This window comes from Pseudomonas alkylphenolica (assembly GCF_004025535.1).
Taxonomy (GTDB): domain Bacteria; phylum Pseudomonadota; class Gammaproteobacteria; order Pseudomonadales; family Pseudomonadaceae; genus Aquipseudomonas; species Aquipseudomonas alkylphenolica_A.
In genome coordinates this window covers 1-26,949 of the sequence record NZ_QJRG01000049.1, presented here as the reverse complement: position 1 = coordinate 26,949, position 26,949 = coordinate 1, and the positions used below count along the sequence as shown (strand labels likewise).

The window sequence follows — 26,949 nt, the reverse complement described above, 5'->3', positions numbered from 1 at the left end:
ATTGGAGAAACCATGAACCACAACGTCATCCTGGTCCTGCTCGACGGCCTCAACCATCAGGTCGCCCACCATGCCATGGGCCACCTGCATGCCTACGTGGAAGCTGACCGGGCCGCCCTGTACCGCCTGGAATGCGAACTGCCGGCACTGTCGCGCCCACTGTACGAATGCATCCTCACCGGCGTGCCGCCGATCGACAGCGGCATCGTCCATAACAACGTCACGCGCCTGTCCACGCAGCGGAGCATTTTCCACTATGCCCGCGAAGCCGGCCTGGGCACTGCGGCGGCGGCCTATCACTGGGTCAGCGAACTGTACAACCGCTCGCCGTTCGACCCCCTGCGCGACCGCCATACCCATGCACCGAAGCTGCCGATCCAGCATGGCTTGTTCTACTACGCCGACCACTACCCGGACTCGCACCTGTTCGCCGATGCCGAATACCTGCGCCGTCGCCATGCACCGAACTTTCTCCTGGTGCATCCGATGAACATCGACGACGCCGGACACCGCCATGGCCTGGACAGCAGCCAGTACCGCAACAGCGCCCGCAGCGCCGACATCCTCCTGGCCGACTACCTGCACACCTGGCTTGAAGAAGGTTATCAGGTACTGGTCACCGCCGATCACGGCATGAACAACGACCGTTCGCACAACGGCCTGCTGGCCGAGGAGCGCGAAGTGCCGCTGTTCGTCTTCGGCGATGCCTTCAGCCTCGATCCCGCCGCCAAACCGCTGCAAACCGAACTGTGCGGGACCATCTGCGAACTGCTCGGCGTGCCCCACGACAAACCGGTGTGTCGGGAGCTGCTCACGTGAATTCGTTCAAGCGCGCAAAAGGGATGGCGCTGCTCTGTCTACTGCCCTTTGCAGTGTTCTTCATCATTTTCCAGATCGCGCCACTGGCCTGGGTGGCCATCCACAGCCTGCAGTCCGAAGACGGCTGGGGCCTGGCCAACTTCAGCAAAGTATTTACCTCGAGGTTCCACCGCCAAGCCATCCAGCACAGCCTGGAGATCAGCTTCTGGTCGAGCCTGTTCGGCATCCTCATTGCCATTCTCGGCAGTTATTCGTTGCGCAAGGTCGACTCGCGGCTGCGCGATTTCGTAAACGCCTTCGCCAACATGACCAGCAACTTTTCCGGGGTGCCACTGGCCTTCGCGTTCATCATCCTCCTGGGCTTCAACGGAGCGCTGACCTTGCTGCTGAAGCAGGCCGGCATCATCGAAGACTTCAACCTCTATTCGAAAACCGGGCTGATCATTCTCTACACCTACTTCCAGATTCCGTTGGGCGTGCTGCTGCTCTACCCGGCCTTCGACGCCTTGCGTGAAGACTGGCGCGAGTCGGCCGAAATACTCGGCGCCAGCGCCTGGCAGTACTGGCGGCACATCGGCCTGCCGGTGATGACCCCGGCGCTGCTGGGCACCTTCGTGATCCTCCTGGCCAACGCCCTGGGCGCCTACGCCACGGTATATGCCCTGACCACCGGCAACTTCAACGTGCTGCCCATCCGTATCGCGGCACTGGTGGCCGGCGACATTTCCCTGGACCCGAACCTGGCCAGCGCCCTGGCGATGATCCTGGTGGGGCTGATGACCCTGGTTACCGTCGTCCATCAATGGCTGTTGAAGAGGAGCTACCATGTCGCGCGCTGAGCCGGGCTCCACCCACCTCTACCACCGCCTGGTGGTGTACCTGCTGTTCATCATCCTGTTGCTGCCGCTGGCCGGCACCCTGCTCTATTCGCTGGCCACCAGCTGGTCGGCGACCCTGCTGCCCAGCGGCCTGACCTTCAAGTGGTACATCGCGCTGTGGAGCGACCCGCGCTTTCTGGCCGCCTTTGGCCAATCGCTGCTGGTGTGCGTCGGCGCCCTGCTGCTGTCGGTGCTGTTGATCCTGCCGTTGCTGTTTGTGGTGCACTACCACTTCCCGCGGCTCGACGCGTTGATGAACATCCTCATCCTGCTGCCCTTCGCCGTGCCGCCGGTGGTGTCTTCGGTAGGCCTGCTGCAGCTGTACGGTTCCGGGCCGATGGCCATGGTCGGCACACCGTGGATCCTGATCGGCTGTTACTTCACCGTGGCCCTGCCGTTCATGTACCGGGCGATCACCAACAACCTGCAGGCGATCAACCTGCGCGACCTGATGGACGCCGCCCAGTTGCTGGGTGCCAGTACCTTCCAGGCGGCGTTCCTGGTGGTGCTGCCGAACCTGCGCAAGGGTCTGATGGTGGCCTTGCTGCTGTCGTTCTCGTTCCTGTTCGGCGAATTCGTGTTTGCCAACCTGCTGGTCGGCACCCGCTATGAAACCCTGCAGGTGTACCTCAACAACATGCGCAACAGCAGTGGCCACTTCAACAGTGCCCTGGTGATTTCCTATTTCCTCTTCGTGCTGGTGCTGACCTGGGCAGCCAATCGCCTGAACAAGGACAAGTCCTGATATGAGCTTTGTCAGCGTACAGAATCTGCAAAAAAGCTATGGCGCAAGCCCGGTATTCAACGACATCAACTGCCAGATCGAACGGGGCGAATTCGTCACCCTGCTCGGCCCTTCCGGCTGCGGCAAATCGACCCTGCTGCGCTGCATCGCCGGGCTGACGGCGGTCGACAGCGGCCGGATCCTCCTCGACGGCACCGACCTGGTGCCCTTGAGCCCGCAAAAGCGCGGCATCGGCATGGTGTTCCAGAGCTATGCGCTGTTTCCCAACATGACCGTGGAGCAGAACGTAGCCTTTGGCCTGCGCATGCAGAAGGTCAACGCCGACGACACCCGCAGCCGCGTGCGTGATGTGTTGCAACTGGTGGAGCTGCAGGATTTTGCCAGCCGCTACCCTCATCAGTTGTCTGGCGGCCAGTGTCAGCGGGTGGCCCTGGCTCGCTCGCTGGTCACCCGCCCGCGCCTGTTGCTGCTCGATGAGCCGCTGTCGGCACTGGATGCACGCATCCGCAAACACCTGCGTGAACAGATCCGCCAGATCCAGCGTGAGCTTGGCCTGACCACGATCTTCGTCACCCATGACCAGGAAGAGGCGTTGACCATGTCAGACCGCATCTTCCTGATGAACCAGGGGCGCATCGTCCAGAGCGGCGACGCCGAAACGCTCTACACCGCACCGGCAGACGTGTTCGCCGCCGGCTTTATCGGCAACTACAACCTGCTCGACGCCGAAAGCGCCAGCCGCCTCCTGCAACGGCCCGTGAGCAGCCGCCTGGCGATCCGCCCGGAAGCCATCGCCCTGAGCCTCAGCGGCGAGCTGGAGGGCCTTGTGCGCAGCCACAGCCTGTTGGGCAACGTAATCCGTTACCGTGTCGAGGCTCGCGGGGTAGAGTTAGTGGTCGATGTGCTCAACCGCTCGTCTGCCGATCTGCATCCAGACGGTCAGCGGGTATCCTTGTCGATCGATCCCACCGCCCTCTGCGAAGTCGCCTGAGGGTTGCACAGGAGTTTTTCTGAACATGGCACTAGCGATTTTCGATCTGGACGAAACCCTGATCCACGGCGACTGCGCCTCGCTGTGGAGCGCGCAGATGGCCCGCCTCGGCTGGGTCGACGGCGACGCGTTCCTGCAGCGCGACAAGGAACTGATGGAGGCCTACAGCAAGGGGCAACTGGCCATGGAGGACTACATGGCGTTCAGCCTGGAGCCGGTGGCCGGCCGCGCACCTGACGAGATCGAGCACCTGGTCGAACCCTGGGTCGAAGATTTCATCGAGCCGATCATCTTCAGCGATGCCTGCAAATGCATTGCTGAACACCGCCGCAACGGCGACCGGATCCTGGTGATCTCGGCGTCGGGCACCCACCTGGTCGGTCCGATTGCAGCGCGCCTGGGCATCGATGAGTACCTGGGCATCGAGCTGGAAGTGCTCAACGGCGTGTACACCGGGCGCACGGTCGGCACCCTGACCTACCGCGAAGGCAAGATCGTCCGGTTGCTGGAGTGGCTGGATCAGGAAGAAGAGAATCTGGAGGGCGCGTACTTCTACTCGGATTCACGCAATGACCTGCCGCTGCTGCAGAAGGTCGACTACCCGCATGTAGTCAATCCGGATGCCGTGTTGCGCGAGCATGCCGAGAAGGCTGGCTGGCCGATTCATAGCTGGCGGTAGGAACAACGGTCTTTATCGGAGCGGGTTTACCCGCGAAAGGTTACGCCCATCGCGGGTAAGTCCGCTCCTACAAAAATCGCTACACCAGGCTGTCGTCGATCACCAGCACCAGCTTGCCCGACACCTGGTTGCTCGCAAGTTCGGCAAACGCCGCCTCGGCATCCTTGACCGGGTAGGCCTTGGCCAGTTGCGGCTTGAGCCGGCCTTCGCTGAACAGCGGCCATACCTGTTGCCCCAGGTCGCTGAGCAGGTCGGCCTTGAACTGGTCGTCACGGGTGCGCAGGGTCGAGCCGACCACCTGCACGCGCTTGCTCAGCAGTTGAGCGAGGTCCAGCTCGGCCTTGCGCCCGCCCATCAGGCCGATCAGGACCCAGCGGCCATCGCGCGCCAGCAGCTTGAGGTTGAGCTCGGCATAACTGGCTCCGACCGGATCGAGGATCACATCGAACGGCCCCAGATCGTTCAGGCCATTGAGGTCATCACCGCGCACCACACCGCCGGTGGCACCAAGGGCCTCGCAGTACGCCAGGCGCTCGCTGGAGCCGACACTGACCCAGCACGGGTTGCCAAACGCCTTGCACAGCTGGATAGCGGCCGAGCCGACACCGCTGGCGCCGGCGTGCAGCAACACCTTCTCGCCCGGCGTGAGCCCGGCCAGCTGGAACAGGTTGAGCCAGGCCGTGGCATACACTTCGGGAATCGCTGCCGCTTCCTGCAGGCTCAGGCCTTCCGGCACCGGCAGTACATGACGCGCATCGACAACCACTTCCTCGGCCATGCCGCCACCGGCCAACAGCGCACAAACCCGGTCGCCGACCTGCCACGATGAACCGGCGCCCACTTCGCTGATTACCCCGGAACATTCCAGGCCAAGAAATTCGCTGGCCCCCGGTGGCGGTGGATACAGCCCGGCGCGCTGCAGCAAATCCGCACGATTGAGGCCGGCGGCCGCCACGCGAATTCGTACTTGACCGATATCGCAAGTTGGACTTGTCGTCGCAACCCACTCCACATGTCCGTCAACGCCTTGCAATGCCTTCACAGTGCCTCCATAGTTGAGTCATGACTGAGCCCGGGAGCTGTAGCCCCGGGCTTTTTGCATTATGCGTCCGGTTCTTGTGGAACCGGCGAATTCAAAGACGGCCTAATATGCGTGATCAATTGTCCCTACGTCGAATCAGCATGAAGCATTTTTTGCCAAGCACCACCCTCGCACTGTTGATCGGTCTGGGCAGTCTGCCGTTGGCAGGCAATGCATGGGCCGCCAACAGCTGGGATAAACTCCAGCCTGACCGCGACGAAGTGGTCGCCAGCCTGAACGTGGTCGAGCTGCTCAAGCGCCACCACTACAGCAAGCCGCCGCTCAATGATGCGCGCTCGGTCATCATCTACGACAGCTACCTGAAACTGCTCGACCCGGCACGCAGCTACTTCCTGGCCAGCGACATTGCCGAGTTCGACAAGTGGAAGACCCAGTTCGACGATTTCCTCAAGAGCGGCAATCTCGACCCCGGCTTCACCATCTACAAGCGCTACCTGGACCGGGTCAAATCGCGTCTGGACTTCGCGCTTGCCGAGCTGAACAAGGGCGTCGACAACTTCGACTTCACCACCAAGGAAACCCTGCTGGTCGACCGCAAGGACGCCCCGTGGGTGAAGAACCAGGCAGAGCTCGACGACCTCTGGCGCAAACGCGTCAAGGATGAAGTGCTGCGCCTGAAAATCGCCGGCAAAGAGTCCAAGGCGATCCAGGAGCTGCTGACCAAGCGCTACAAGAACCAGCTCACGCGTCTGGACCAGACGCGTGCCGAAGATATCTTCCAGGCCTACATCAATACCTTCGCCCAGTCGTACGACCCGCACACCAACTACCTGTCGCCGGACAACGCGGAAAACTTCGATATCAACATGAGCCTGTCGCTCGAAGGTATCGGCGCCGTGCTGCAAAGCGACAACGACCAGGTCAAGATCGTGCGCCTGGTACCGGCCGGCCCTGCCGCCAAGACCAAACAGGTGGCACCGGCCGACAAGATCATCGGCGTCGCCCAGGGCGACAAAGAGATGGTCGACGTCATCGGCTGGCGCCTGGATGAAGTGGTCAAGCTGATTCGCGGTCCGAAAGGCTCGGTGGTGCGTCTGGAAGTCATCCCGGCCAGCAATGCGCCGAACGACCAGACCAGCAAGATCGTGCCAATCACCCGCGAGGCGGTGAAGCTTGAAGAGCAGGCGGCGAAAAAATCCGTGCTCAAGCTCAAGCAGGATGGCCGTGACTACAAACTCGGCATCATCGAGATCCCGGCCTTCTACCTGGACTTCAAGGCGTTCCGCGCCGGCGATCCCGAGTACAAGTCCACCACCCGTGACGTGAAGAAGCTGCTCACCGAACTGCAGAAGGAAAAAGTCGACGGCGTGGTCATCGACCTGCGCAACAACGGCGGCGGTTCCCTGCAGGAAGCCACCGAACTGACCAGCCTGTTCATCGACAAAGGCCCGACCGTACTGGTACGCAACAGCGATGGCCGCGTCGATGTACTCGAAGATGAAAACAGCGGCGCCTTCTACAAAGGCCCGTTGGCACTGGTGGTCAACCGCCTGTCGGCCTCGGCTTCGGAAATTTTCGCCGGCGCCATGCAGGACTACCACCGCGCGCTGATCCTCGGTGGCCAGACCTTCGGCAAAGGCACCGTGCAGACCATCCAGCCGCTCAACCATGGCGAGCTGAAACTGACCCTGGCCAAGTTCTACCGGGTTTCCGGACAGAGCACCCAACATCAGGGCGTGCTGCCGGACATCGACTACCCGTCGATCATCGACACCAAGGAAATCGGTGAAAGCGCGCTGCCCGAAGCCATGCCGTGGGACACTATCCGCCCGGCAATCAAACCGGCAGTCGATCCGTTCAAACCCTTCCTGGCGCAGCTCAAGGCGCGGCATGACAGCCGCACCGCCAAAGATCCGGAGTTCGTCTACATCCGCGATCGCCTGGCGCTGACCCAGAAGCTGATGAACGAAAAAACCGTCAGCCTTAACGAAGCCGAGCGCCGTGCCCAGCATGCCGATATCGAAAGCAAGCAACTGGCCCTGGAAAACACCCGTCGCAAAGCCAAGGGCGAAGAGCCGCTCAAAGAGCTGAAGAAAGAAGACGAAGACGCCCTGCCGGCCGAGCCGGACGATACCAAACCGGAAGACGACGCCTACCTGGCGGAGTCCGGGCGGATCCTGCTTGACTACCTGGGGCTCAATTCAGCGGTGGCAAAGAACAACCGCTGAACAAATGATGGCAAAATAATGTGACTGTGCCGCTATTGCGTCATCAAACAGTCACGAAGCTGTCGTGAAATAAAGGACTGGGTGCCGTTGGCCCCAGTCCTTTTTTTTCAAGGTAGTGCCGCCATGACCGTGACCGAACAGCTCAGCGCCTTGAGCACCATACTTGCTCAAGGCGGCTTGCACAGCCTGTTCCAGCCCATCGTCTGCGTATCCGAGCGGCGCATCCTCGGTTACGAAGCGCTCAGCCGCGGCCCTTCCAACAGCCCGCTGCACTCCCCGATCAACCTGTTTGCCGTCGCCCGCCAGGCCGGTCGCCTGACCGAACTGGAGGTGGCCTGCCGCGAAAGCGCCTGTCGACGTTTCAGCCATCAGGATCTGGACGGCAAGCTGTTTCTCAACGTCTCGCCCGAATCCCTGCTGGAACCCCAGTATCAGTCCGGGCGTACCCTGAAGATGCTCCACGACCTGGGCCTGTCGCCGAGCAGGGTGGTAATCGAGCTGACCGAACAGACGCCCACTGATGACTTTGAGCTGTTGTTCAACGCCCTGCACCACTACCGTGACATGGGCTTCTCGATTGCCCTGGATGACCTTGGGGCGGGCTATTCAAGCCTGCGTTTGTGGTCGGAACTGCGGCCGGACTACGTCAAGATCGACCGCCATTTTATCGATGGCATTCATCTCGATGCGGTCAAGCGGGAGTTCGTCGGTTCCATCCTGCAGATCGCCCGTGCCTCCCGGGCGCAGGTGATAGCCGAAGGCATTGAGCTGGCCGAAGAGCTCCAGGTGCTCACCGACATGGGCGTGGACCTGGTGCAGGGGTATTTCCTTGGCCGCCCTCAAGAACAGCCCGCGCGAGACATCCAGCACATCCTTGGCAGCCCGAACCGGGAGCTTCAGGCCCTTGGTGAGGACGGTGGCAACCTTGCCGCGCTGCTCAATGAACAGCCTGCCGTCAACCAGAACACGCCGACCGCACAGGTACTGGAATTGTTTCGCCGCCAGGCCAACCTGAACTCCCTGGCCGTGCTCAACGAGCGCCGCCAACCGTGCGGCATCGTCCACCGTCATTCGCTCTCCGACGCCCTGCTCAAGCCCTTTGCCACCGACCTGTTTGCGCGCAAGCCGATCAGCCGCCTGATGAGCGACGACTTTCTCGCCGTGGAACTGAGCCAGTCACTGCAGCAAGTCAGTCGCCTGCTCACCAGCCGTGCACGTCAGCGCATCGAAGAAGATTTCATCATCATTCAGAACGGCCGCTACCTGGGCCTGGGGCGGGTGATCGATGTGCTCAAGCTGATTACCGAACAGAAGATCCAGCAGGCCCGCTACGCCAACCCGCTGACCCTGCTGCCCGGCAATGTACCGATCCAGCAATGCCTGACGCGCTTGTTGCAGCAACAACGGCAAGCGGCGATCTGTTATGTGGACATCGACAGCTTCAAGCCCTTCAACGACATCTATGGCTATGCCCGTGGCGACGAGGTGCTTTTATGCCTGGCCCAGTGCCTGAGCGAACGGGTAGACCCCGCCCATGATTTTGTCGGCCACATCGGCGGCGATGATTTCATGCTGGTGCTGGGTTCCGCAGATTGGGAGCGCAGGCTGCAACTGCTACAGGAAGACTTTCAGAAACAATGCCGGCGTTTCTATCGCCCCGAGCACCTGCAGGCCGGGTGTTTCGTGGCGGCCAACCGTCAGGGGCAGCACCAGGCATTCGAGTTGCTGTCGCTGTCTATCGGCGTGGTGCAGTTGCACCCACAAGCCTGCGCCGGCCTCGACGCCGGGCAACTGGCCGCACTGGCATCTGACGCCAAGCATCAGGCCAAAGCGGTATCAGGCTACAGCCTGCACCTGATCGACACCGCGCCCGCGCTTCACGCCTCTTCTTTTTCCGGGTAGCTGTACTCGAACACCCGCACCACTTCCGAAGCGTGCCAGGAGGCGGCGGCCATGCCATCTGAAGGCCCGGAAAAACGCCCCAGGCGTTCCACACACTCGAAGAAGCCGGTACGCGGCAAACGGCTTGCGCCCTGGCTGATCACCAGGGAGCTGCGCAACGGTTGCTCGGCCCGCGCATCGAGCGCCGCCAGGTGCTCAAGGGCAGCGGTCAGCGTCTGCATGGCCGGGCTGGGCAACTGCAAGCGCTCCAGCAAGGCGCGGTAGGTCAGCAAATGGCGTTGGCGGCGCGCCAGGTCCAGCTCTTCCAGCAGCCCATCCCAGTGTTGCCGGCTGATCCGTACGCTGCTCACGACGGCTCGCTCCAGCCGGCTACGCCCAGCTCCCAGGCCAGGCTGCGACGAATCGCGGCATCCGGCTGACGCTCGCCACTTTCGATCAGGGCCAGGTATACCGGGCTGATCCCGACGCTACGCGCCAATTGCTCCGGTGCCAGTCCCTTGCCCTCACGCAAACGCGCCAACTCACTGAAACTCGGTAAGTTGGCGCTGCCTGGCGGGACGTCAGGTGTGCTTTCGACGACTGCTGGAGCCAACTGACCTGCGGCCTTCAGCAGTGCCTGATACTGCTCCCAGGGTACAACCGCATACTCGGGTTGACCGTCTCGGCTGATGACCTGAATACCCATTACAACCCCCTTGTAGGATTACGATATGTAATCGGTAGGCATAATCCTTATGCCAATTATATTACCAGCCAGCGAGGGTTGCCGGGGCGCTGTTGTAATCAACCTTTTGTTTGTTCCAGACGCAACGCTTCAGGTGTGTCGGGCAGGCGCTCGACCACCCGCAGTTTTTCCGGTGCCTGGCGGTTGCGCCAGGCGCTGAAGGCCGCCAGTTCGTCGGCGACGGTCTTGAGGACCCAGGCCAGTACGGCAACGTCATCGAAGAAGCCCACGCCCAGCAACCAGTCGGGAATGGCGTCCACAGGGCTGACGAAATACAGCAGGCCGGCCACCACCGTCACCAGGGCTCTGGGGCTGATGGCGCGGTACTCGCCACGCCACCATGCCAGGCACAACGCCTGCATCAGGCGTACGTCTTCACGCAGTTTGCCCAGCCGTGGTCCTTTACGCGCCACCGCAAAAATCAGCGCCGGCAGACGTCCGCGGCTGAGCAAGCGCTCGGCCAGCGGCAGAAAACGGGCGAAGTTCCAAGGTGCTTTCATAAAGCCTCCGGGGCTTAACCTAAGGAAGGTTATCCACATAAATTGTGGATAACCTTGTGAACAGAGCCAGATTTCGGGCTCAAGGCGCCCGCCGGGCAAGGGCCGGGCTCAAATCGGGCGTTTTTTACACACCTGTTTCAATGGCGCAAACGTTTTGCCCATCCTGCACCATTTCCCCGAGTGGTGCAGCTTTTCAGACCGGCGCAGGCCCGCAGGGTTCGAGCGAATCGCAGAAACGACAACGCCCCGTCGAGACGGGGCGTTGGCTAGACCGCGCGCGCTTTACTCGGCAGCGGTGTCGGCATCAGGCTTGGCCTGATCCTTGATACCCAGCAGTTCCAGTTCGAATACCAGCACCGAGTTGGCCGGGATCATCGGGCTCGGGCTCTGCGCGCCGTACGCCAGGTCGGACGGGATGTACAGTTTGTACTTCTCGCCAACGTGCATCAGTTGCAGGCCTTCAACCCAACCAGGAATCACGCCGCTGACCGGCAGGTCGATCGGGCTGCCACGTTCAACGGAGCTGTCGAAGACCTTGCCGTCGATCAGCTTGCCTTCGTAGTGAACGGTAACCACGTCAGTCGGCTTCGGCTGAGCGCCATCGGCTTTCTTGACCACTTCGTACTGCAGGCCCGATGCGGTGGTAACAACACCCGCTTTCTTGCCGTTTTCTTCAAGGAATTTCTTGCCGGCTGCTGCCGACTCTTCGCTCATCTTGGCCAGGCGCTCTTCAGCGCGCTTCTGCAGGGCAGCAAAGGCTTCAACCAGCTCATCGTCCTTGATCTTCTGCTCTTTCTTGCCGACAGCATCTTCGATGCCTTGAGCAACAGCTTTCGAATCAAGGTCGTCCATGCCTTCCTGAGCCAGGCTCTTGCCCATGTTCAGGCCAATACCGTAGGAGGCTTTCTGTGCCGGAGTCTTGAGCTCTACGCTGGTCTGCGAATCGCAACCCGCCAGGACCAGACCAACCAGGGCAACCGCAGCCGCCAACCGATGCTGTTTCATGCTATTTCCTTGTTCATGCGCCAATAGGGCAATCGAGTAAAGCCGCGAGCTTATCAGGCGGCCACGACCAATGGCTACCGGCATGAGAGCAAGAAAAGCCGGATAAGTTCAGCCCGCTAAAACCTTCTTTAGCCAAAGCTGCAGCCAGTGGCCAGTATTGACTGGGCGGAGCAGTTCGGCAAATGCGCCAGGCAGGTTTTGTAGCAGTTTGTAAGTGAGGAAAGTTTCATGGGTAGCTGCCGTCGCGGTATTGCGCGGCGACTTCGCGCAGCACCTCGCACAGCCAGTGCGCCGGTAACCCCAGCGGCAACGCAGCGTTGCTGCAGATGCCGACCGAGCCGCCCGGCTCCTGTACGCCGAGGTCCAGTTCACACAACTCGCCGCGCCCCAGGTCGATCCGCACCGCATCACGCGGGGCCACCCAGACGGCGTCACTGTTCTGTACATAGCGCCGGCTCAAGGCCGGCGAAAGGGTTTCCAGGCGCTGCGCCGGCTGCTCGATGGCGCACTGCACGAACAGGCTGTCGGCGTGCTTGCGGATGGTAGTGCCGGCCAACGGCAGCACCAGCGGGTAGCGCCCCACCTGACTGCGCTCGATAGGCTGGCGAGCCAGCAAAGGATGCCCGGGACGCACCACCAGCGACATCGATTCGCTGTACAGGTGTTCGAACAGCAGGCCCTGGATCTGCGGGTTGTCGGTCATGCGCCCGACCACCAGGTCCAGCTCGCCGACATGCAGCTGCGCCAGCAGGTGCGCGCCGGGGCCGGTGGCGACGCTGACCACCAAAGCCTCATGGCGCTGGTGCAAGCGGCACAGCACTTCCGGCATGAGCAGGCTTTCGACCGTGGACAACACGCCGATACGCACCTGTGGCGGCGCGTGTTCTTCACCGCGCACAGTGCTGACGCCCTCACGCAGCGCCTGCACACTGGGCCCGGCATAGCGCATGAAGCGCACACCGGCCGGTGTCAGCTCGACGCCTTGCTTGCTGCGTTCGAACAGACGGGCCTGCAACAGCTCTTCAAGTTCCTTGAGGCTCTTGGAGATGGCCGGCTGACTGATCGCCATGGCATCGGCGGCCTTGGCGAAACTGCCCTGGCGGGCAATTTCGAGAAAGCACAACAGGTGGCGGAATTTGATGCGGGTATCGACGTTCATGCTCCGGAGTCTATAGGAGCAACGGCGTGGTTTGTAGGACTCAAGCCAGGCCGATTTCTACTTGTTCTCCGCTGATCCGCACCGGCCACACCTGCAGCGATTGCCCGGCATCCTCCAGGCAACGCCCGTCACTCAGGCAGAAATGCTGTTTGTACAACGGTGCTGCCACCACCAGTTCGCCCTTGAGGTGGCCGATCAACCCGCGACCGATGACATGGGCGCCCGATTTCGGGTCCTGGTTGTCGACAGCGAACACCGGCGTGTCGTGCTCTGGCAGGTAGAACAGCGCCACCTGACGACCCTCGAACCAGACCACCACCCCCGATTGCGCGACCAGGTCGTGGCGGCTGCAGACTGCTTGCCAGTCGCTTGTTTGTACCGTTACAGCAGCATTGGACAGGCTCATCACAGCACCTCTTCAGTGGTCGGGATCAAGTGGAGTTCAGCCGCGGCGATCGGCCGCCGTTGACCGCGCTCGCGGACAAAATGCACGCTTGGGTCAGGACGCTGGTCATTGACGAACGTACGGAAGCGCTTGAGCTTTTCCGGGTCTTTGAGGGCGTTGGCCCATTCGCATTCGTAGCGGTCGACTACCAGCTGCATCTGCGCCTCGAGTTCGGCACCCAGGCCCAGGCTGTCGTCGAGGATCACCTGTTTGAGGTAGTCCAGCCCACCGTCGAGGCTTTCGCGCCACACCGAGGTGCGCTGCAGCTTGTCGGCGGTGCGGATGTAGAACATCAGCACGCGGTCGATGATGCGGATCAGCCCGGCGTCATCCAGGTCGGTGGCGAACAGCTCGGCATGTCGTGGACGCATTCCACCATTGCCACAGATATACAGGTTCCAGCCCTTTTCCGTGGCAATCACACCGATGTCCTTGCTCTGCGCCTCCGCGCACTCGCGGGTGCAGCCCGATACCGCGAACTTGAGCTTGTGCGGCGAGCGCAGGCCCTTGTAACGGTCTTCAAGGGTCAGGGCCATCTGTACACTGTCCTGCACGCCGTAGCGGCACCAGGTACTGCCCACGCAGGACTTCACCGTGCGAGTGGACTTGCCATAGGCGTGGCCTGTTTCAAAACCGGCATCTATAAGCTCGCTCCAGATTGCCGGCAACTCATGCAACTGGGCACCGAACAGGTCAATGCGCTGACCGCCGGTGATCTTGGTGTAGAGGTCGTATTTCTTCGCCACCTGGCCAATGACGATCAGTTTGTCGGGGGTGATCTCGCCGCCGGGAATTCTCGGCACTACCGAGTAAGTACCGTTCTTTTGCATGTTGGCCATGAATGTGTCGTTGGTGTCCTGCAGCGGCACCAAGGAAGGGTCCATGATCGGCTGGTTCCAGCACGACGCCAGGATCGAGCCGACCGTGGGTTTGCAGATATCGCAGCCGACATGCCCGCGGCCATGCTTGGCCAGCATCTCGTCAAAGCTGAGGATGCCTTCAACCCGCACCAAGGCATAGAGTTCCTGCCGGGTGTAGGCAAAGTGCTCGCACAGGCTCTTGTCGACACTGACACCGCGGGCGATCAGCTCGTGCTCGAAGACCTGCTTGAGCAGCGCGGCGCAACCACCGCAGCCGGTGCAGGCCTTGGTTTGTTGCTTGAGTTCGCCAAGCTCGCCACAGCCGTTGTCGATCGCACTGCAGATCGCACCCTTGCTGACGTTGTGGCAGGAGCAGATAGTGGCGCTGTCAGGCAGGGCGTCAGCACCCAGCGCCGGAGAGCCGGAGGACTGCGGCAAGATCAACGCCGCCGGATCGGCCGGCAGGGCAATGCCGTTCTGCACATATTGCAGCAACGTGTCGTAGTAGCTGTTATCACCCACCAGCACGGCGCCCAGCACCCGTTTGCCGCTGGCATCGACTACCAGACGACGGTAAGCCGAGCTGGCTTCATCGATAAAGCGGTAGCTGCGTGCACCGGGGGTAGCGCCGTGGGCATCACCAATGGAGCCGACATCCACGCCCAGCAACTTGAGCTTGGTGGACATATCGGCACCGACAAAACTGCCGGCGTTTTCGCCAGCCAGGGCGGCAGCCACATTGCGCGCCATGCTGTAGCCCGGTGCAACCAGGCCGAATACGCTGCCATTCCAAGAGGCGCACTCACCAATGGCAAAAATCCGTGCATCGCTGCTGCGACAATCGCTGTCGATCACCACGCCGCCGCGCGCCGCCACCTCCAGGCCACTGCTACGGCCCAGCGCATCCTGCGGGCGAATGCCGGCGGAAAACACGATCAGGTCGGTCTCGAGAAACTCACCACCGTCGAAGTTCATCCGGTAGCGGTAGGCCTCTCCCGCCGCCACCGACTGGGTCGCACGTGACAGGTGCACACCCACCCCCAGCGCTTCGATCTGTGCCCGCAAGGCGGCACCGCCTTCGTTGTCCAGTTGCACCGGCATCAGGCGTGGCGCGAACTCCACGACATGGGCTTCCAGCCCCAGGGACTTCAGGGCATTGGCCGCCTCAAGCCCGAGCAAACCGCCGCCGACCACAACACCCCGCCGCGCATTGGCTGCAGCGGCGCGAATGGCGTCAAGGTCATCGAGAGTGCGGTACACCAGACGCGATGCCCCTTCGCAGCCTTCGATAGGCGGCACGAACGGGTAGGAACCGGTGGCCAGGATCAACTGGTCATACGGGTAACGCCCCAGCGGGGTCACTACTTCGCGGCGCTCACGGTCGATCTCCAGCACCGCTTCCCCCAGGTGCAGCTGCACGCCATGCTCGGCGTACGCGCCGGCGGCACCGAGGGCCAAAGTCTCGGCATCGCTACCGCTGAAGTACTCGGACAGGTGCACACGGTCATAGGCGCGTTGGCGCTCCTCACCGAATACCCGCAGCGCGTAGCGGCTCAAGGCACCGCGCTCGATCAGTTGCTCGACGCAGTGATGCCCCACCATGCCGTTGCCGACAATGATCAGTTGTTCCCGCGGGACGATGGTCGTTGCTGCATTCATACCCGATCCTCACTCAAGGCCATTCACGGTGGCTGTGCTGCTGGGGCGAGCCCCGAAAAAACAAAAAAAGGCGCCTGGAGCCGAAGCTCCAGGCGCCTTTGCCTGGTCGTTTTTGTAGTTCCCGGTGCGAATCGCCTTTGACCCGCGAGAACGTTGTGGTGTTGCCGTTGTAGCAGGATAAAAGCAGGGACTGTGCCAACTGCCAAAACCCATGAAATCCGGGCGTCTACGCGGTTGGCCGGGCGCAGATGCGACCCAGCCTGGTGCAGCCCTCCCCCTTATGGGGCATTCAATAGACGTCGCGCAGGTAGCGCTTGCTGCGGCTCAGCTCGCTGACATAGGCATCGGCCTGCTCGCCGCTGAGTGCGCCGTGTTCGCGCACCACCTGCCTGAGCGCAGCATCAACATCCCGGGCCATGCGCCCGGCATCACCGCAGACATAAAAGTGCCCGCCCTCCTCCAGCCATCGCCAGAGCTCGCCACCTTGCTCAAGCATGCGCTGCTGTACATAGATTTTTTCTGCCTGGTCGCGGGAAAACGCCGTGTCCAGACGCGTCAAATGACCTTGGCGTTGCCAGGCCAGCAGCTCTTCGCGGTAGTAGAAATCACTGGCGGCTTTCTGCTCGCCAAACAGCAGCCAGTTGCGCCCCTTGCTGCCCTCGGCCTGACGCTCCTGCAGGAACGCCCGGAACGGCGCCACGCCAGTGCCGGGGCCGACCATGATCACCGGTGCATCACTGTCCTTGGGGAGCCGAAAATGCGCACTGGGCTGGGTGAAGATCGCCACATCGTGCTGCCCGGCACGGTCTGCCAGAAAGGTCGAGCACACCCCTTTGCGCTGGCCATAACGCACGGTAGAGAGGGTCAGGTGCACCTGATCGGGGTGTTGCCGGGGGCTGGAGCTGATCGAGTACAGCCGTGGCTGCAACGGTTTGAGCAGGCTCAACCAGGTCGCCTGATCCAGCACCGGCTTGCAGGCTTGCACCAGATCGATCAATTGCTTGCCCCACAGCCAGTCCTTGAGCGCCGCTTTGTTCTGCGGTTCGAGCAAATCGACCAGGACAGAATCACTACCGTGTTCGGCAAACGCTTCCAGCACTGCCGGCGTCACCCGGGCGATTTCCAGATGCTCGCTGAGGGCGGTGGCCAAGGGCATATCGGCCTGGCCATTGAGGCTGACCAAGGCCATGCCGTCCAGACGGGTTGCTGCCAGAAACTCATCAACCAGCTGCGGGCAGTTGCGCGGCCAGACGCCCAGCGCATCACCGGCCTGATAGGTCAGGCCGCTGCCAGCCAGGTCGAAGACGATCTGCCGGGTTTCCTTGCTGGCGCCTGGGCTGTTGAGCAAGCGGTTTTCCAACAGGCGTGCCTGCAGGGGTTGCTGCTTGCTGAAGCCGGTTATTTCCGGAGCGGCCGCGGCCGCCGTTGTGGCGGTGCCCGCGCTGCCCAGTTTTGCAACGATCGCCTGCAACCAGGGCGCGGCGTGTTGCTGGTAATCGCCTTCACAGTCGACCCGTTCAAGCAGGCGCTGCCCGCCCAGCTCAAGCAGGCGCTGATCCAGCTTGCGCCCAAAGCCACAGAACTGCTCGTAGCTGGAATCCCCCAGGGCCAGTACCGCGAACGGCAAGCCGTCGCAGCGACGGGCCGGCTCAGTGTGCAAGCCCTGCCAGAACGCCGCACCGCTGTCTGGCGCTTCACCATCACCGAAGGTGCTGGCAATCACCAGCAGGCTGGCGGCACCGTCCAGCTGCGCCACGCTCACCTCGTCCATGCAGTTCAACTGCACCGCCAGCCCCGCCTTGCGCAGCTGCTCGGCACAGTGCTCGGCCAGGGCCTGGCTGTTGCCGGTCTGCGAGGCCCATAGCAGCAGATGGCGGGCAGGCTCAGGCGCTGACAGTGGCAAGGGCTGCGCCTGTGGCTGGGCGCTGCGGGAAAACAACCCGGCCAGCAGGCCATCGACCAGCAAGCGCCGCGCCGGGGTAAAAGGCGCACTGGCCGGCAGGATCGGCACCTCCTCGCGCACGGCGGGCGCGCTGCGTAACCCCAGAACAAAACCGTGCATGTACTGTTGTTCTTCTGCAGCCAGGGACAGTTCAACGCAACTGTCCAGGCCCAGCAGACGACTCAGGGTGTCAGTCGCCATGGCGGCGGGCTCCTGTTGGATCTCGGTGGCGGGAATGCGCTGGCCAGCAACCCGGCTCAGGGCCACGGCGCAGTATTTGAAGGCGGGTTGCAGCGACACCGGGTCGACGGCATCGCAGGTAACGGCATTGATTGCCAGGTTGTCGCCATACACATCGTTCCAGTGGAACGGCGCAAAACAGTTGCCCGGCAGCACCCGTGTGGTGATCCGCGCAGGCAACAGCGCCTGACCGCGTCGCGAGCGCACCTGCACCTGATCCTGCTCGGCAATGCCCAGGCGCTCGGCATCTTCGGGATGAAGTTCGACAAAGGGCCCGGGGTCGAGTTTGTTCAGCGCTGCGACCTTGCCGGTCTTGGTCAGGGTGTGCCACTGGTGCTGGACGCGCCCGGTGTTGAGCACCAGCGAAAATTCGTCGTCGGGCAACTCGGCCGCCGGCATCCACGGCCGGGCGAAGAAACGCGCCTTGCCACTGGCGGTCGGGAAGGCAATGGCCGGGGCCTGGCCATGAGCATCAAGATGTAATGTCTGACTCACCCCGTCATTGCGATAGCGCAACGGGCTGCGTGAATCTTCACGGCCCGGCTCGCAGGGCCACTGCCGCGGCGCCTGGCGCAAGTCTGCATACTGCACACCGCGCAGGTCGTAGCCGGTGGCGGGGTTCCAGGCCTGGCGGATCTCGTCGAACACTGCTTCGGCAGTGGCGTAGCTGAACGCCTCGTGAAAACCCATGGCACAGGCGATCCGGGCAATGATCTGCCAGTCGGGTAAGCTCTCGCCCGGCGGCTCGACAGCCTGGCTCATCAATGTCAGGTTGCGCTCGGAGTTGATCATCACCCCTTCGCCTTCGGCCCACAGCGCTGCGGGCAGGAGAATATCGGCGTAACGGTTGGTCTCGGTGTCGACAAAGGCATCTTGGGTGATCACCAGTTCCGCTGCCTGCAGGCCCTCGATTACCTGTTGGCGGTTGGCGACGCTGGCTACCGGGTTACTGCAGATGATCCAGCAAGCCTTGATCTGCCCCGCCGCCAATTGCTCGAACAGCGCGACGGTGCCTTCACCGGCCTCGCTGCGCAGGCTGGTGCTGGGGATGTTCCAGAGCTGCTCGACGAACGCACGGTCTGCCTCGACCAGAGCCGAGCGCTGCCCGGGAAGGCCCGGCCCCATATAGCCCATTTCCCGCCCGCCCATCGCGTTGGGCTGGCCGGTCAGCGAGAACGGCCCGGCGCCAGGCCGGCAGATCGCCCCGGTGGCCAGGTGCAGGTTGCACAGGGCGTTGGTTTGCCAGGTGCCATGGACGCTCTGGTTCAGGCCCATGGTCCAGCAGCTCATCCACTCCGGCGCCTGCCCGATCCACACAGCCGCCTGGCGAATATCGGCTTCGGCCAGCCCGGTGATGGCGGCGACCCGCTCGGGGGTGTAGTCCTCAAGAAAGGCCGGCATCGCCTCCCAGCCTTCGGTGTATTGGGCGATAAAGTCCGCATCGCAGCGTCCGGCCTGGTGCAGCAGGTAAAGCAGACCGTTGAGCAGCGCCAGGTCGGTGCCGGGCTTGATCTGCAAAAACAGGTCCGCCTTGTCGGCAGTGGCATTGCGTCGTGGATCGACGACGATCAACCGGGCACCGGCCTTGAGCCGGTCAAGCAGGCGCAAAAACAGGATCGGATGACAGTCGGCCATGTTCGCGCCGATGACGAAAAACACCTCGGCACGCTCAAAGTCCTGATAGCTGCCCGGTGGCCCGTCGGCCCCCAGCGATTGCTTGTAACCACTGCTGGCGCTGGCCATGCACAGGCGCGAATTGGACTCGATGTGCCGGCTGCGCACGAAGCCTTTGGCCAGTTTGTTGATCAGGTACTGGGCTTCCAGCGACATTTGCCCGGAGACATAAAACGCCAGGGCGTCAGGCCCGTGCGTGTCGAGGATCGCGCGCAGACGCGCGCCCGCCTGGGCAATGGCTGCATCCATCGCGGTCTGCACGGGGTCGCGTTGGCGCTGGTTGCGCACGTAGGCAAACTCCATACGCCCCGACTCGCGCAAAGGTAGATGCGCGGTCAGCCCCTTGGTGCACAGACGACCAAAGTTGCTCGGATGCATTTTGTCGCCGCTGATCTTGGTCACGCGGTTGCCTTCAACCGTCATGACGATGCCGCACCCTACTCCACAATACGGGCAAACGCTGCGCACGCTGGTGCTGCTCATCTGCCGACCTCCTGCTGACGCAAACAAAAAGGCGCCCTGCTGCCCCGGCTTGTAAAAACAAGCCGGAGCAACACGGCGCCTTTGTCGTGAACGGGGCAATCTGCGTTGATTGCCGGATAGACAGGCATAAGCAAGGCCCGCGCCAGTTTGCGCAAGCCAGCAACAACGGGGCATCGGCAGTAATGGACAGCGGCGGACGCACCGTCATGGGGAGTGCTGCACCACGCCGAGGCGCTTGGCGAAGTGCAGAAACAAAAAAAGCGACCCTAAGGTCGCTTTCTCTGTGGCTTCCGGGTGTTCAGTGGGCCCTGGAAGCTAAATATGGCGCAGCGGACGGGACTCGAACCCGCGACCCCCGGCGTGACAGGCCGGTATTCTAACCGACTGAACTACCGCTGCGCGATACACTTGAAGACGAGTGGTGGGTGATGACGGGATCGAACCGCCGACCCTCTGCTTGTAAGGCAGATGCTCTCCCGGCTGAGCTAATCACCCTTCGTCTCGGTGTGGCGCGCATTCTACGGAGCACCGAACACTCTGGCAAGCACTTTTTTAAAAAAATTTTTCAGGCGTTCCAAAGACTTAGCGGACTTGGCCTGAAGCGCCTGCTCGGAGAATAATGCCCTCCTTATATGGAAGGAGAGATTCACCCCATGTGGTTCAAAAACCTGCTGACCTATCGCCTGACCCAGGATGTCCCGTTCGAACCCGAAGCGCTGGAAACCGCTCTGGCCAGCAAGCCGGCGCGCCCCTGCGCCAGCCAGGAGTTGACCACCTATGGTTTCGTAGCACCGTTCGGCAAAGGCGAAGATGCCCCCCTGGTCCACGTCAGTGGCGACTTCCTGCTGATTGCTGCGCGTAAAGAAGAACGCATCCTGCCTGGCAGCGTGGTGCGTGACGCGGTCAAGGAAAAGATCGACGAGATCGAAGCCGAACAGATGCGCAAGGTGTACAAGAAGGAACGCGACCAGATCAAGGACGAGATCATCCAGGCCTTCCTGCCGCGTGCCTTTATTCGCCGCTCGATGATCTTCGCCGCCATCGCTCCCAAGCAAGGGCTGATTCTGGTCAACTCGGCCAGCGCCAAGCGAGCCGAAGACCTGCTTTCGACCCTGCGTGAAGTGATGGGCTCGCTGCCGGTGCGTCCGGTGACGGTGAAGATCGCCCCGAGTGCGACCATGACCGACTGGGTCAAGACCCAGCAAGCCGCGCCTGACTTCTATGTACTGGACGAGTGCGAGCTGCGCGACACCCACGAAGACGGCGGTATCGTACGCTGCAAACGTCAGGACCTGACCAGCGACGAAATCCAGCTGCACCTGGGCACCGGCAAGGTGGTCACTCAATTGTCCCTGGCCTGGCAGGACAAGCTATCGTTCGTGCTCGATGACAAGATGGTCATCAAGCGCCTGCGCTTTGAAGAACTGTTGCAGGATCAGGCGGAAGAAGATGGCGGCGACGAAGCCCTGGGCCAGCTCGATGCCAGCTTCACCCTGATGATGCTGACCTTTGGCGAGTTCCTGCCGGCGCTGTTCGAAGCCCTCGGCGGCGAAGAGATTCCGCAAGGGGTCTGATCGAGCGCCCCATCGCCAGCAAGCCGGCTCCTGCATACACTGGAGCTGGCTTGCTGAACGCGCATGACTTGGGCACTATATTGCCCACTGTGGGGACGGCCTCACGACGCACCGCGTGACCATTCCGGGGACGGCCCCATCACTTTGATGGAGACCCTGCATGTCCTGGATCATCCTGTTTTTCGCCGGCCTGTTCGAAGTCGGCTGGGCTGTCGGCCTGAAATACACCGATGGCTTTTCCCGCCCCCTGCCCACCGTACTGACTGTCGGCGCCATGGTCATCAGCCTTGGCCTGCTCGGCCTTGCGATGAAAGAACTGCCGCTGGGTACCGCCTATGCGATCTGGACCGGCGTCGGTGCCGTCGGCACGGTGATCGCCGGCATCATTTTGTTCGGTGAGTCCATGGCCTTGTTCCGCCTGATCAGCGTCGCGCTAATCATTTGCGGCCTGGTCGGGCTCAAGGTCAGCGCCAGCTGACCTTGAGCGAGCGCGTCAGCGCAGCGCGCCACGCAACGCACTGACCCGCTCGCGCAGCAGTGCCGGTTCCGCCGCCTCGACCGGGATGGCGGCACCGGCCACCAGGGTCACCCGCGACCACAAGCGCCGAAAGAAGCCCTTGGCCGGATCGCGACTGAAGAAACTCCCCCACAAGCCCTGCAGGGCCATCGGAATCACCGGCACCGGCGTTTGTTCGATGATGCGGCTGACGCCGCCCTTGAACGCATCGATCTCACCGTCAGCAGTCAGTTTGCCTTCCGGAAAAATACACACCAGTTCGCCCTCGGCAAGGTACCGGGCAATCTGCTCGAAGGCCCGCTCGTAGGTCGCGGCATCTTCGTTGCGCCCGGCAATGGGAATGGCCCCGGCGGTGCGGAAGATGAAATTGAGTACCGGCAACTGGTAGATCTTGTAGTACATGACGAAGCGCACCGGGCGCCGCACCGCACCGCCGATCAGCAGCGCATCGACAAACGACACGTGGTTGCACACCAGCAGCGCCGCGCCCTCCTCCGGAATCTGCTGCAGGCCGCGGTGCTCCACCCGGTACATGGAGTGGCTGAGCAGCCAGATCATGAAGCGCATGGTGAACTCGGGGACGATCCTGAAGATGTAGGCGTTGACGCCGATGTTCAGCAGCGACACCACCAGGAACAACTGCGGGATGGTCAGTTCGGCCAGGCTCAACAACACGATGGTGACGATGGCCGAAACCACCATGAACAACGCATTGAGAATATTGTTGGCGGCGATTACCCGCGAACGCTCCTGCACTGGCGTGCGCGACTGGATCAGCGCATACAGCGGCACAATATAAAAGCCGCCAAACACCCCCAGGCCAACAATCGACAGCAAGATCCACCACGCCTGCGGCATGCCCAGCAGGGCCAGCCAGTCATGCGCCGTGGCACCAGCGGCAACATCCCCCGAATGCCACCACCAGAGCAGGCCGAACAGGGTCAGTCCAAACGAGCCGAACGGCACCAGACCGATTTCCACCTTGTGTCCGCTAAGGCGTTCGCACAGCAATGAGCCCAGGGCAATGCCGACCGAAAACAGTGTGAGCACCAGGGTGACCACGGTTTCGTCGCCGTGCAGCCAGTCCTTGGCATAGGCCGGGATCTGCGTCAGGTAAATCGCCCCGACGAACCAGAACCACGAGTTGCCGACAATCGAACGCGACACCGCCGGTGTCTGGCCGAGCCCCAGGCGCAAGGTCGCCCAGGACTGGCTGAAGATGTTCCAGTTCAGCTTCATCTGTGGCGACGAGGCACTTGCCCGGGGAATCCACTGGCTCGACAGGTAGCCCAGCGCCGCCACGGCAATCACAGCGCAGGCCACCACTGGCGCATAGTACGTGCTCGACATCATTACCCCGGCGCCAATCGTGCCGGCGAGGATCGCCAGGAAGGTGCCCATTTCCACCAGGCCATTGCCGCCAACCAGCTCGTGGTCATGCAGGGCCTGCGGCAGGATCGAGTATTTGACCGGCCCGAACAGTGCCGAATGGGTGCCCATGGCGAACAGCGCCAATAGCATCAATACCAGGTGATCGGTCAGAAAGCCGAGGGCGCCGACCGCCATGATGCCGATTTCGGCCAGCTTGATCAGGCGAATCAAGGCATCCTTGGGGTACTTCTCGCCGAACTGCCCTGCCAGTGCCGAAAACAGGAAGAACGGCAGAATGAACAGCAGCGCACAGAGGTTGATCCAGATCGAGCGGTCACCGTCGATGGCCAGCTTGTAGAGAATGGCCAGAATCAACGACTGCTTGAACAGATTGTCGTTGAACGCACCCAATGACTGGGTAATGAAGAAGGGCAGAAACCGACGTTTGCCAAGAAGGCTGAACTGCGAGGTTTGACTCATCGTCCGTGTACCTGAGTGGGGCTTTGTAATTGGAGGCACGCAAGCCGCACAAAGCCACACTCACCCAGATAAAAGCAATCTACTTGTTCAGCCCGGCAATGCACGGCGAGACGAACAGCTCTCCGCGCCAGGCGCCGCGCAGGGTCAGGCTGGCAACCATCATCCACAGGCCAGCCAGCGCCACCACCAGGACCAGGCCCATGTGCTGGAAGAACACCAGCCCCAGCCAGCTGCCGAGCTTGAGGGTTGCCAGGGTGTAGACCCCGAGCGGGAAGGTAAAGCCCCACCAGCCCAGGTTGAACGGCATGCCGTGGCGCATGTAGCGCAGGGTGATCAGGGTCGCCGTCAGCAACCACCACAAGCCTGCGCCCCACAGCACGATCCCGGCTACCAGGCCGAGGCCGCGGAGGATTTCACCCAGCTCACCAAAGCCGTTGGCGGCAAAGATGGCCGGTGCATCCGCGCCCAGCAGCAACATGCCCAGTGCCCCGGTGCCGATCGGTCCCAGCGCCAGCCAGCTGGAGGCGGCCATGTTGGCGTGCGGCAACTTGTGCAAGGCCATGCGCAGCGTGAGGATGGTCAGGATGCTGAAGGCCACCGGCAACGACACGGCCCACAGTACATAGCTGGTGATCAGCACCAGGAACTGGCTATGGGCATCGACCAGGTGCGGAGCGAGTTGCCCGCCACTGGCGGCGGCGACTTCTGCAGCCACTACCGGCAACAGCCAGACCGCCGTCATCTGGTCGATGCTGTGCTCCTGGCGGGTAAACATCAGGTAAGGAATGGCTACCCCGCACAGCAGCGCCAGGCCAACATCAAACCACCACAGCGCCTCGACCCAGGGCACGATCCCTTCGCCCCAGCGGTTGATGCCAAACAGCAGGCAACCATTGAGGATGGTCGCCAACCCCATCGGGATGGTGCCGAAAAACATCGACACGGTGGAATGCGCAAAGATCTGCCGCGCTTCATGGAAAAACATTACCCAGCGTGCGGTATAGAGCACGCTGAATACCACGAACAAGACGATGGCCAGCCACCACAGGGCCTCGGCCACCCCGTTCAGGCTGCTTACGCCGATCTGCATCAGGGCCAGGGCGAGCACGCCCGTGCCCATGGTGGCGGCGAACCAGTTGGGCGTGAACTGGCGAATCACTTCACGCGGATGAGCCAGGTGGCTCAGCGGACGTAACGGTGATGTGCTGTGTTGAAGGCATGTCACGATCGAATCTCCTGTCCTCTGGTGAGGTTGAGCCAATCTTATGCCTGCATAAAATATCTATAAAACGGGTATTTTCTCTATCTGTTATCTATTCAACCAATATAGAACTGCACTGTTATCGCTCGCCTGTGCTGGCGTATGCTGGGTTATTGGCGGCCACCTGCACGTAACAAGGACGTGACCATGCTCGACGCCGTACGACACTACAGCCCGCAAGTACGCCTGCTGCTGGCGACTACCGGCGTACTGACCCTGGCGCGGGCAATCACCTTGCCCTACCTGGTGGTCTACCTGGCACAGAATTTCAACCTGGACATCAGCACCATCGGCCTGACGATTGGCGGCGCGCTGATCGTCGCCTCGCTGCTGAGCCTGTATGGCGGCTACCTGATCGATACCGTGCGCAGTTACACGGTGATCATCGTCTCGACCGTGGTGTTCAGCCTGTCGTTCGTTGCGGCGATCGTCAGCCGCGAGCTGAGCCTGTTTTTCATCAGCCTGGTACTGATCAACCTGGCCCTCGCGGTGATCGACATCGCCGCCAAATCAGGTTTCTGTGCGCTGCTGCCGCTGGAGCACCGCGCCGAGGCGTTCTCAATCAAGTACACCTTGAGCAACGTCGCCTATGCCGTCGGCCCCTTTCTCGGCCTGGCGCTTGTGGCGCTCGACGACCACTTGCCGTTTTTGCTGTCGGCGCTGCTCGGCCTGGTGATGTGCCTGTGCTACCGGCGCTGGGGCGAGCGTTCGGCGCGGGCGGGCCTGGACAGCGGCGCCCAGGCTGGCTTTCTGAGCATTGGCGGACACCTGCTCAAGGATCGCCGGTTGATTTGCTTTACCCTCGGCGGCGCGCTCAGTGCCGTGGTGTTCGGCCAGTTCACCGCCTACCTGTCGCAATACCTGGTGGTCACCAGCAGCGCCAGCGAAGCAGCGCGCTACATCAGCTACCTGGTGGCGACCAACGCCGTCACCGTGATTGCCTTGCAGTACGTGATCGGCCGACGCATCAGCAGCAGCCAGCTGATGCCCTGGCTGCTGGCCGGCATGGCGCTGTTTTTGGCTGGCCTGCTGGGTTTCTCGCTGGCCCAGTCGCTGCTGGCCTGGTGCCTGGCAATGCTGGTGTTCACCCTGGGCGAGATCATCGTCATCCCCGCCGAATACATGTTCATCGACAGCATCGCCCCCGAGCATCTGCGCGGGGTGTATTACGGCGCGCAGAACCTGTCCAACCTCGGGGCTGCGCTGGGGCCAGTGATCTGTGGTTTTGCCCTGGCGCATCTGGTGCCGGTGGCTACCTTCTACCTGTTGATCGGCTCGGTGGTGCTGGCGGCGCTGTTCTATTACCTCGGGGCCCGGCGCTGAACGCGGTTGCCGTCAGCCTCATCAAATTTAACGAAATCTCCCACAGGCCTTTAGGAAGGGCCAACGGCCCTGCAGAAGTGGTTCCCCGTTAGTGTTTCCCCTCCGAGTTTGGCGAGCAGCGAGCCTGGCGCCCGATGACAAGAGGAATTGCTATGTCCACCCAACGACCATCGTTACGCGAGCTGCTGCGCATGAGCAGCGAAACCGCCAACCTTACCCTCTCCAACGCCAGCCCCAGCGCCTGCGTCGAATGCCATCGCACCATCACCATCCTGCCGTTGCGCTACGGTGTGGTGTCCGGTACCGACCCGGCCATCCTCTCGCAGCTGGCCCCCACGCTGCCTGCGCACCTGGGCAAACAGCTCGTCCCGCCGCTGCGCCACAGCCGCTATGCGGTGCGCAGCATCCGCGAGGGCTACGTCTACATCTTCCTCCAGCGCCTGGGCAA

Annotated in this window: 22 protein-coding genes and 2 tRNA genes; 11 read left to right on the top strand and 13 right to left on the bottom strand. The window is 62.1% G+C overall.

Annotated elements, in window-relative coordinates; translation table 11 throughout:
- The first annotated feature begins 12 nt into the window (after positions 1–12).
- The 5 genes from DM813_RS23645 to DM813_RS23625 are packed head-to-tail and all read left to right on the top strand — an operon-like array spanning position 13 to position 4,112.
- Positions 13–819: an alkaline phosphatase family protein gene (locus DM813_RS23645; RefSeq protein WP_128325842.1), complete on the top strand. Its 807-nt coding sequence runs from the start codon at positions 13–15 to the stop codon at positions 817–819.
- A gap of 23 nt (positions 820–842) precedes the next feature.
- On the top strand, positions 843–1,658 hold the full coding sequence (locus tag DM813_RS23640; RefSeq protein WP_128326423.1) for an ABC transporter permease: 816 nt from the start codon (positions 843–845) through the stop codon (positions 1,656–1,658).
- Complete coding sequence (locus DM813_RS23635) at positions 1,645–2,442, top strand: ABC transporter permease (RefSeq protein ID WP_128325841.1); 798 nt, start codon at positions 1,645–1,647, stop codon at positions 2,440–2,442. Before DM813_RS23640 ends, DM813_RS23635 begins: the two co-directional genes overlap by 14 nt.
- A 1-nt stretch (position 2,443) precedes the next feature.
- Positions 2,444–3,433 (top strand): ABC transporter ATP-binding protein, encoded by a 990-nt coding sequence (locus tag DM813_RS23630; RefSeq protein WP_128325840.1) that lies wholly within the window; start codon positions 2,444–2,446, stop codon positions 3,431–3,433.
- 25 nt (positions 3,434–3,458) lie between these two features.
- On the top strand, positions 3,459–4,112 hold the full coding sequence (locus tag DM813_RS23625; RefSeq protein WP_128325839.1) for an HAD family hydrolase: 654 nt from the start codon (positions 3,459–3,461) through the stop codon (positions 4,110–4,112).
- Between the two features lie 79 nt (positions 4,113–4,191).
- Here the strand turns inward: DM813_RS23625 and DM813_RS23620 are convergent, their stop codons facing one another.
- Complete coding sequence (locus tag DM813_RS23620; RefSeq protein WP_128325838.1) at positions 4,192–5,154, bottom strand: NAD(P)H-quinone oxidoreductase; 963 nt, start codon at positions 5,152–5,154, stop codon at positions 4,192–4,194.
- 140 nt (positions 5,155–5,294) lie between these two features.
- Here DM813_RS23620 and DM813_RS23615 point away from each other — a divergent pair, with 140 nt between their 5' ends.
- Together DM813_RS23615 and DM813_RS23610 are read left to right on the top strand one after the other, a co-directional pair.
- Positions 5,295–7,382, top strand: a complete 2,088-nt coding sequence (locus DM813_RS23615; RefSeq protein ID WP_164897287.1) for a carboxy terminal-processing peptidase — start codon at positions 5,295–5,297, stop codon at positions 7,380–7,382.
- Between the two features lie 123 nt (positions 7,383–7,505).
- Entirely contained in the window at positions 7,506–9,284 is a 1,779-nt protein-coding gene (locus tag DM813_RS23610) for a bifunctional diguanylate cyclase/phosphodiesterase (protein WP_128325836.1), read from the top strand.
- On the opposite strand, the gene DM813_RS23605 is transcribed toward DM813_RS23610, so the two are convergent.
- From DM813_RS23605 to DM813_RS23560, 10 genes are all read right to left on the bottom strand, one after another.
- On the bottom strand, positions 9,260–9,634 hold the full coding sequence (locus DM813_RS23605) for a hypothetical protein (RefSeq protein ID WP_128325835.1): 375 nt from the start codon (positions 9,632–9,634) through the stop codon (positions 9,260–9,262). The two genes, DM813_RS23610 and DM813_RS23605, sit on opposite strands and share 25 nt — an antisense overlap.
- Positions 9,631–9,969, bottom strand: coding sequence for a helix-turn-helix domain-containing protein (locus tag DM813_RS23600; RefSeq protein WP_128325834.1), 339 nt, complete (start codon positions 9,967–9,969; stop codon positions 9,631–9,633). The genes DM813_RS23605 and DM813_RS23600 overlap by 4 nt, the downstream gene beginning before the upstream one ends.
- Before the next feature lie 98 nt (positions 9,970–10,067).
- A complete protein-coding gene (locus DM813_RS23595; protein ID WP_128325833.1) occupies positions 10,068–10,508 on the bottom strand; it encodes a YkvA family protein in 441 nt (146 codons plus the stop codon).
- Positions 10,509–10,790: 282 nt separating this feature from the next.
- Complete coding sequence (locus tag DM813_RS23590; protein WP_128325832.1) at positions 10,791–11,513, bottom strand: FKBP-type peptidyl-prolyl cis-trans isomerase; 723 nt, start codon at positions 11,511–11,513, stop codon at positions 10,791–10,793.
- A 226-nt stretch (positions 11,514–11,739) separates the two neighbouring features.
- Positions 11,740–12,672, bottom strand: a complete 933-nt coding sequence (gene pcaQ, locus DM813_RS23585) for a pca operon transcription factor PcaQ (protein ID WP_128325831.1) — start codon at positions 12,670–12,672, stop codon at positions 11,740–11,742.
- A 40-nt stretch (positions 12,673–12,712) separates the two neighbouring features.
- Positions 12,713–13,078, bottom strand: coding sequence for a nitrite reductase small subunit NirD (gene nirD / locus DM813_RS23580; RefSeq protein WP_128325830.1), 366 nt, complete (start codon positions 13,076–13,078; stop codon positions 12,713–12,715).
- Positions 13,078–15,636, bottom strand: coding sequence for a nitrite reductase large subunit NirB (gene nirB, locus DM813_RS23575; RefSeq protein ID WP_128325829.1), 2,559 nt, complete (start codon positions 15,634–15,636; stop codon positions 13,078–13,080). The genes nirD and nirB overlap by 1 nt, the downstream gene beginning before the upstream one ends.
- A 289-nt stretch (positions 15,637–15,925) precedes the next feature.
- Positions 15,926–19,975, bottom strand: coding sequence for a bifunctional nitrate reductase/sulfite reductase flavoprotein subunit alpha (locus DM813_RS23570; protein ID WP_128325828.1), 4,050 nt, complete (start codon positions 19,973–19,975; stop codon positions 15,926–15,928).
- 322 nt (positions 19,976–20,297) lie between these two features.
- Positions 20,298–20,374: transfer RNA gene (locus tag DM813_RS23565), tRNA-Asp, on the bottom strand.
- A gap of 20 nt (positions 20,375–20,394) precedes the next feature.
- A tRNA-Val gene (locus DM813_RS23560) sits at positions 20,395–20,470 on the bottom strand.
- A gap of 158 nt (positions 20,471–20,628) precedes the next feature.
- On the opposite strand from DM813_RS23560, the gene rdgC reads away from it, so the two are divergent.
- Positions 20,629–21,549, top strand: a complete 921-nt coding sequence (gene rdgC / locus DM813_RS23555) for a recombination-associated protein RdgC (protein ID WP_128325827.1) — start codon at positions 20,629–20,631, stop codon at positions 21,547–21,549.
- Between the two features lie 160 nt (positions 21,550–21,709).
- Positions 21,710–22,027 (top strand): quaternary ammonium compound efflux SMR transporter SugE, encoded by a 318-nt coding sequence (sugE, locus tag DM813_RS23550; RefSeq protein WP_128325826.1) that lies wholly within the window; start codon positions 21,710–21,712, stop codon positions 22,025–22,027.
- 15 nt (positions 22,028–22,042) lie between these two features.
- Here sugE and DM813_RS23545 read toward each other — a convergent pair whose 3' ends face one another.
- Together DM813_RS23545 and DM813_RS23540 are read right to left on the bottom strand one after the other, a co-directional pair.
- A complete protein-coding gene (locus DM813_RS23545; protein WP_128325825.1) occupies positions 22,043–23,917 on the bottom strand; it encodes an MFS transporter in 1,875 nt (624 codons plus the stop codon).
- 79 nt (positions 23,918–23,996) lie between these two features.
- Positions 23,997–25,142: a TDT family transporter gene (locus DM813_RS23540; RefSeq protein WP_128325824.1), complete on the bottom strand. Its 1,146-nt coding sequence runs from the start codon at positions 25,140–25,142 to the stop codon at positions 23,997–23,999.
- Between the two features lie 183 nt (positions 25,143–25,325).
- Between DM813_RS23540 and DM813_RS23535 the strand changes: the two genes are divergently transcribed.
- Positions 25,326–26,501 (top strand): MFS transporter, encoded by a 1,176-nt coding sequence (locus tag DM813_RS23535; protein WP_128325823.1) that lies wholly within the window; start codon positions 25,326–25,328, stop codon positions 26,499–26,501.
- Between the two features lie 152 nt (positions 26,502–26,653).
- The coding region (locus tag DM813_RS23530) for a toxin VasX (protein WP_347233032.1) at positions 26,654–26,949 on the top strand (296 nt) is incomplete at its 3' end.

Excerpts from the sequence above, each read along its gene's own strand:
- DM813_RS23590 (WP_128325832.1), bottom strand. The coding sequence starts at position 11,513 with ATGAAACAGCATCGGTTGGCGGCTGCGGTTGCCCTGGTTGGTCTGGTC.
- DM813_RS23640 (WP_128326423.1), top strand. The coding sequence starts at position 843 with ATGGCGCTGCTCTGTCTACTGCCCTTTGCAGTGTTCTTCATCATTTTC.
- DM813_RS23615 (WP_164897287.1), top strand. The coding sequence starts at position 5,295 with ATGAAGCATTTTTTGCCAAGCACCACCCTCGCACTGTTGATCGGTCTG.
- DM813_RS23645 (WP_128325842.1), top strand. The coding sequence starts at position 13 with ATGAACCACAACGTCATCCTGGTCCTGCTCGACGGCCTCAACCATCAG.
- DM813_RS23625 (WP_128325839.1), top strand. The coding sequence starts at position 3,459 with ATGGCACTAGCGATTTTCGATCTGGACGAAACCCTGATCCACGGCGAC.
- nirB (WP_128325829.1), bottom strand. The coding sequence starts at position 15,636 with ATGAATGCAGCAACGACCATCGTCCCGCGGGAACAACTGATCATTGTC.
- DM813_RS23545 (WP_128325825.1), bottom strand. The coding sequence starts at position 23,917 with ATGAGTCAAACCTCGCAGTTCAGCCTTCTTGGCAAACGTCGGTTTCTG.
- DM813_RS23570 (WP_128325828.1), bottom strand. The coding sequence starts at position 19,975 with ATGAGCAGCACCAGCGTGCGCAGCGTTTGCCCGTATTGTGGAGTAGGG.
- DM813_RS23535 (WP_128325823.1), top strand. The coding sequence starts at position 25,326 with ATGCTCGACGCCGTACGACACTACAGCCCGCAAGTACGCCTGCTGCTG.
- nirD (WP_128325830.1), bottom strand. The coding sequence starts at position 13,078 with ATGAGCCTGTCCAATGCTGCTGTAACGGTACAAACAAGCGACTGGCAA.
- DM813_RS23595 (WP_128325833.1), bottom strand. The coding sequence starts at position 10,508 with ATGAAAGCACCTTGGAACTTCGCCCGTTTTCTGCCGCTGGCCGAGCGC.
- DM813_RS23630 (WP_128325840.1), top strand. The coding sequence starts at position 2,444 with ATGAGCTTTGTCAGCGTACAGAATCTGCAAAAAAGCTATGGCGCAAGC.
- DM813_RS23600 (WP_128325834.1), bottom strand. The coding sequence starts at position 9,969 with ATGGGTATTCAGGTCATCAGCCGAGACGGTCAACCCGAGTATGCGGTT.
- rdgC (WP_128325827.1), top strand. The coding sequence starts at position 20,629 with ATGTGGTTCAAAAACCTGCTGACCTATCGCCTGACCCAGGATGTCCCG.
- sugE (WP_128325826.1), top strand. The coding sequence starts at position 21,710 with ATGTCCTGGATCATCCTGTTTTTCGCCGGCCTGTTCGAAGTCGGCTGG.
- pcaQ (WP_128325831.1), bottom strand. The coding sequence starts at position 12,672 with ATGAACGTCGATACCCGCATCAAATTCCGCCACCTGTTGTGCTTTCTC.
- DM813_RS23635 (WP_128325841.1), top strand. The coding sequence starts at position 1,645 with ATGTCGCGCGCTGAGCCGGGCTCCACCCACCTCTACCACCGCCTGGTG.
- DM813_RS23610 (WP_128325836.1), top strand. The coding sequence starts at position 7,506 with ATGACCGTGACCGAACAGCTCAGCGCCTTGAGCACCATACTTGCTCAA.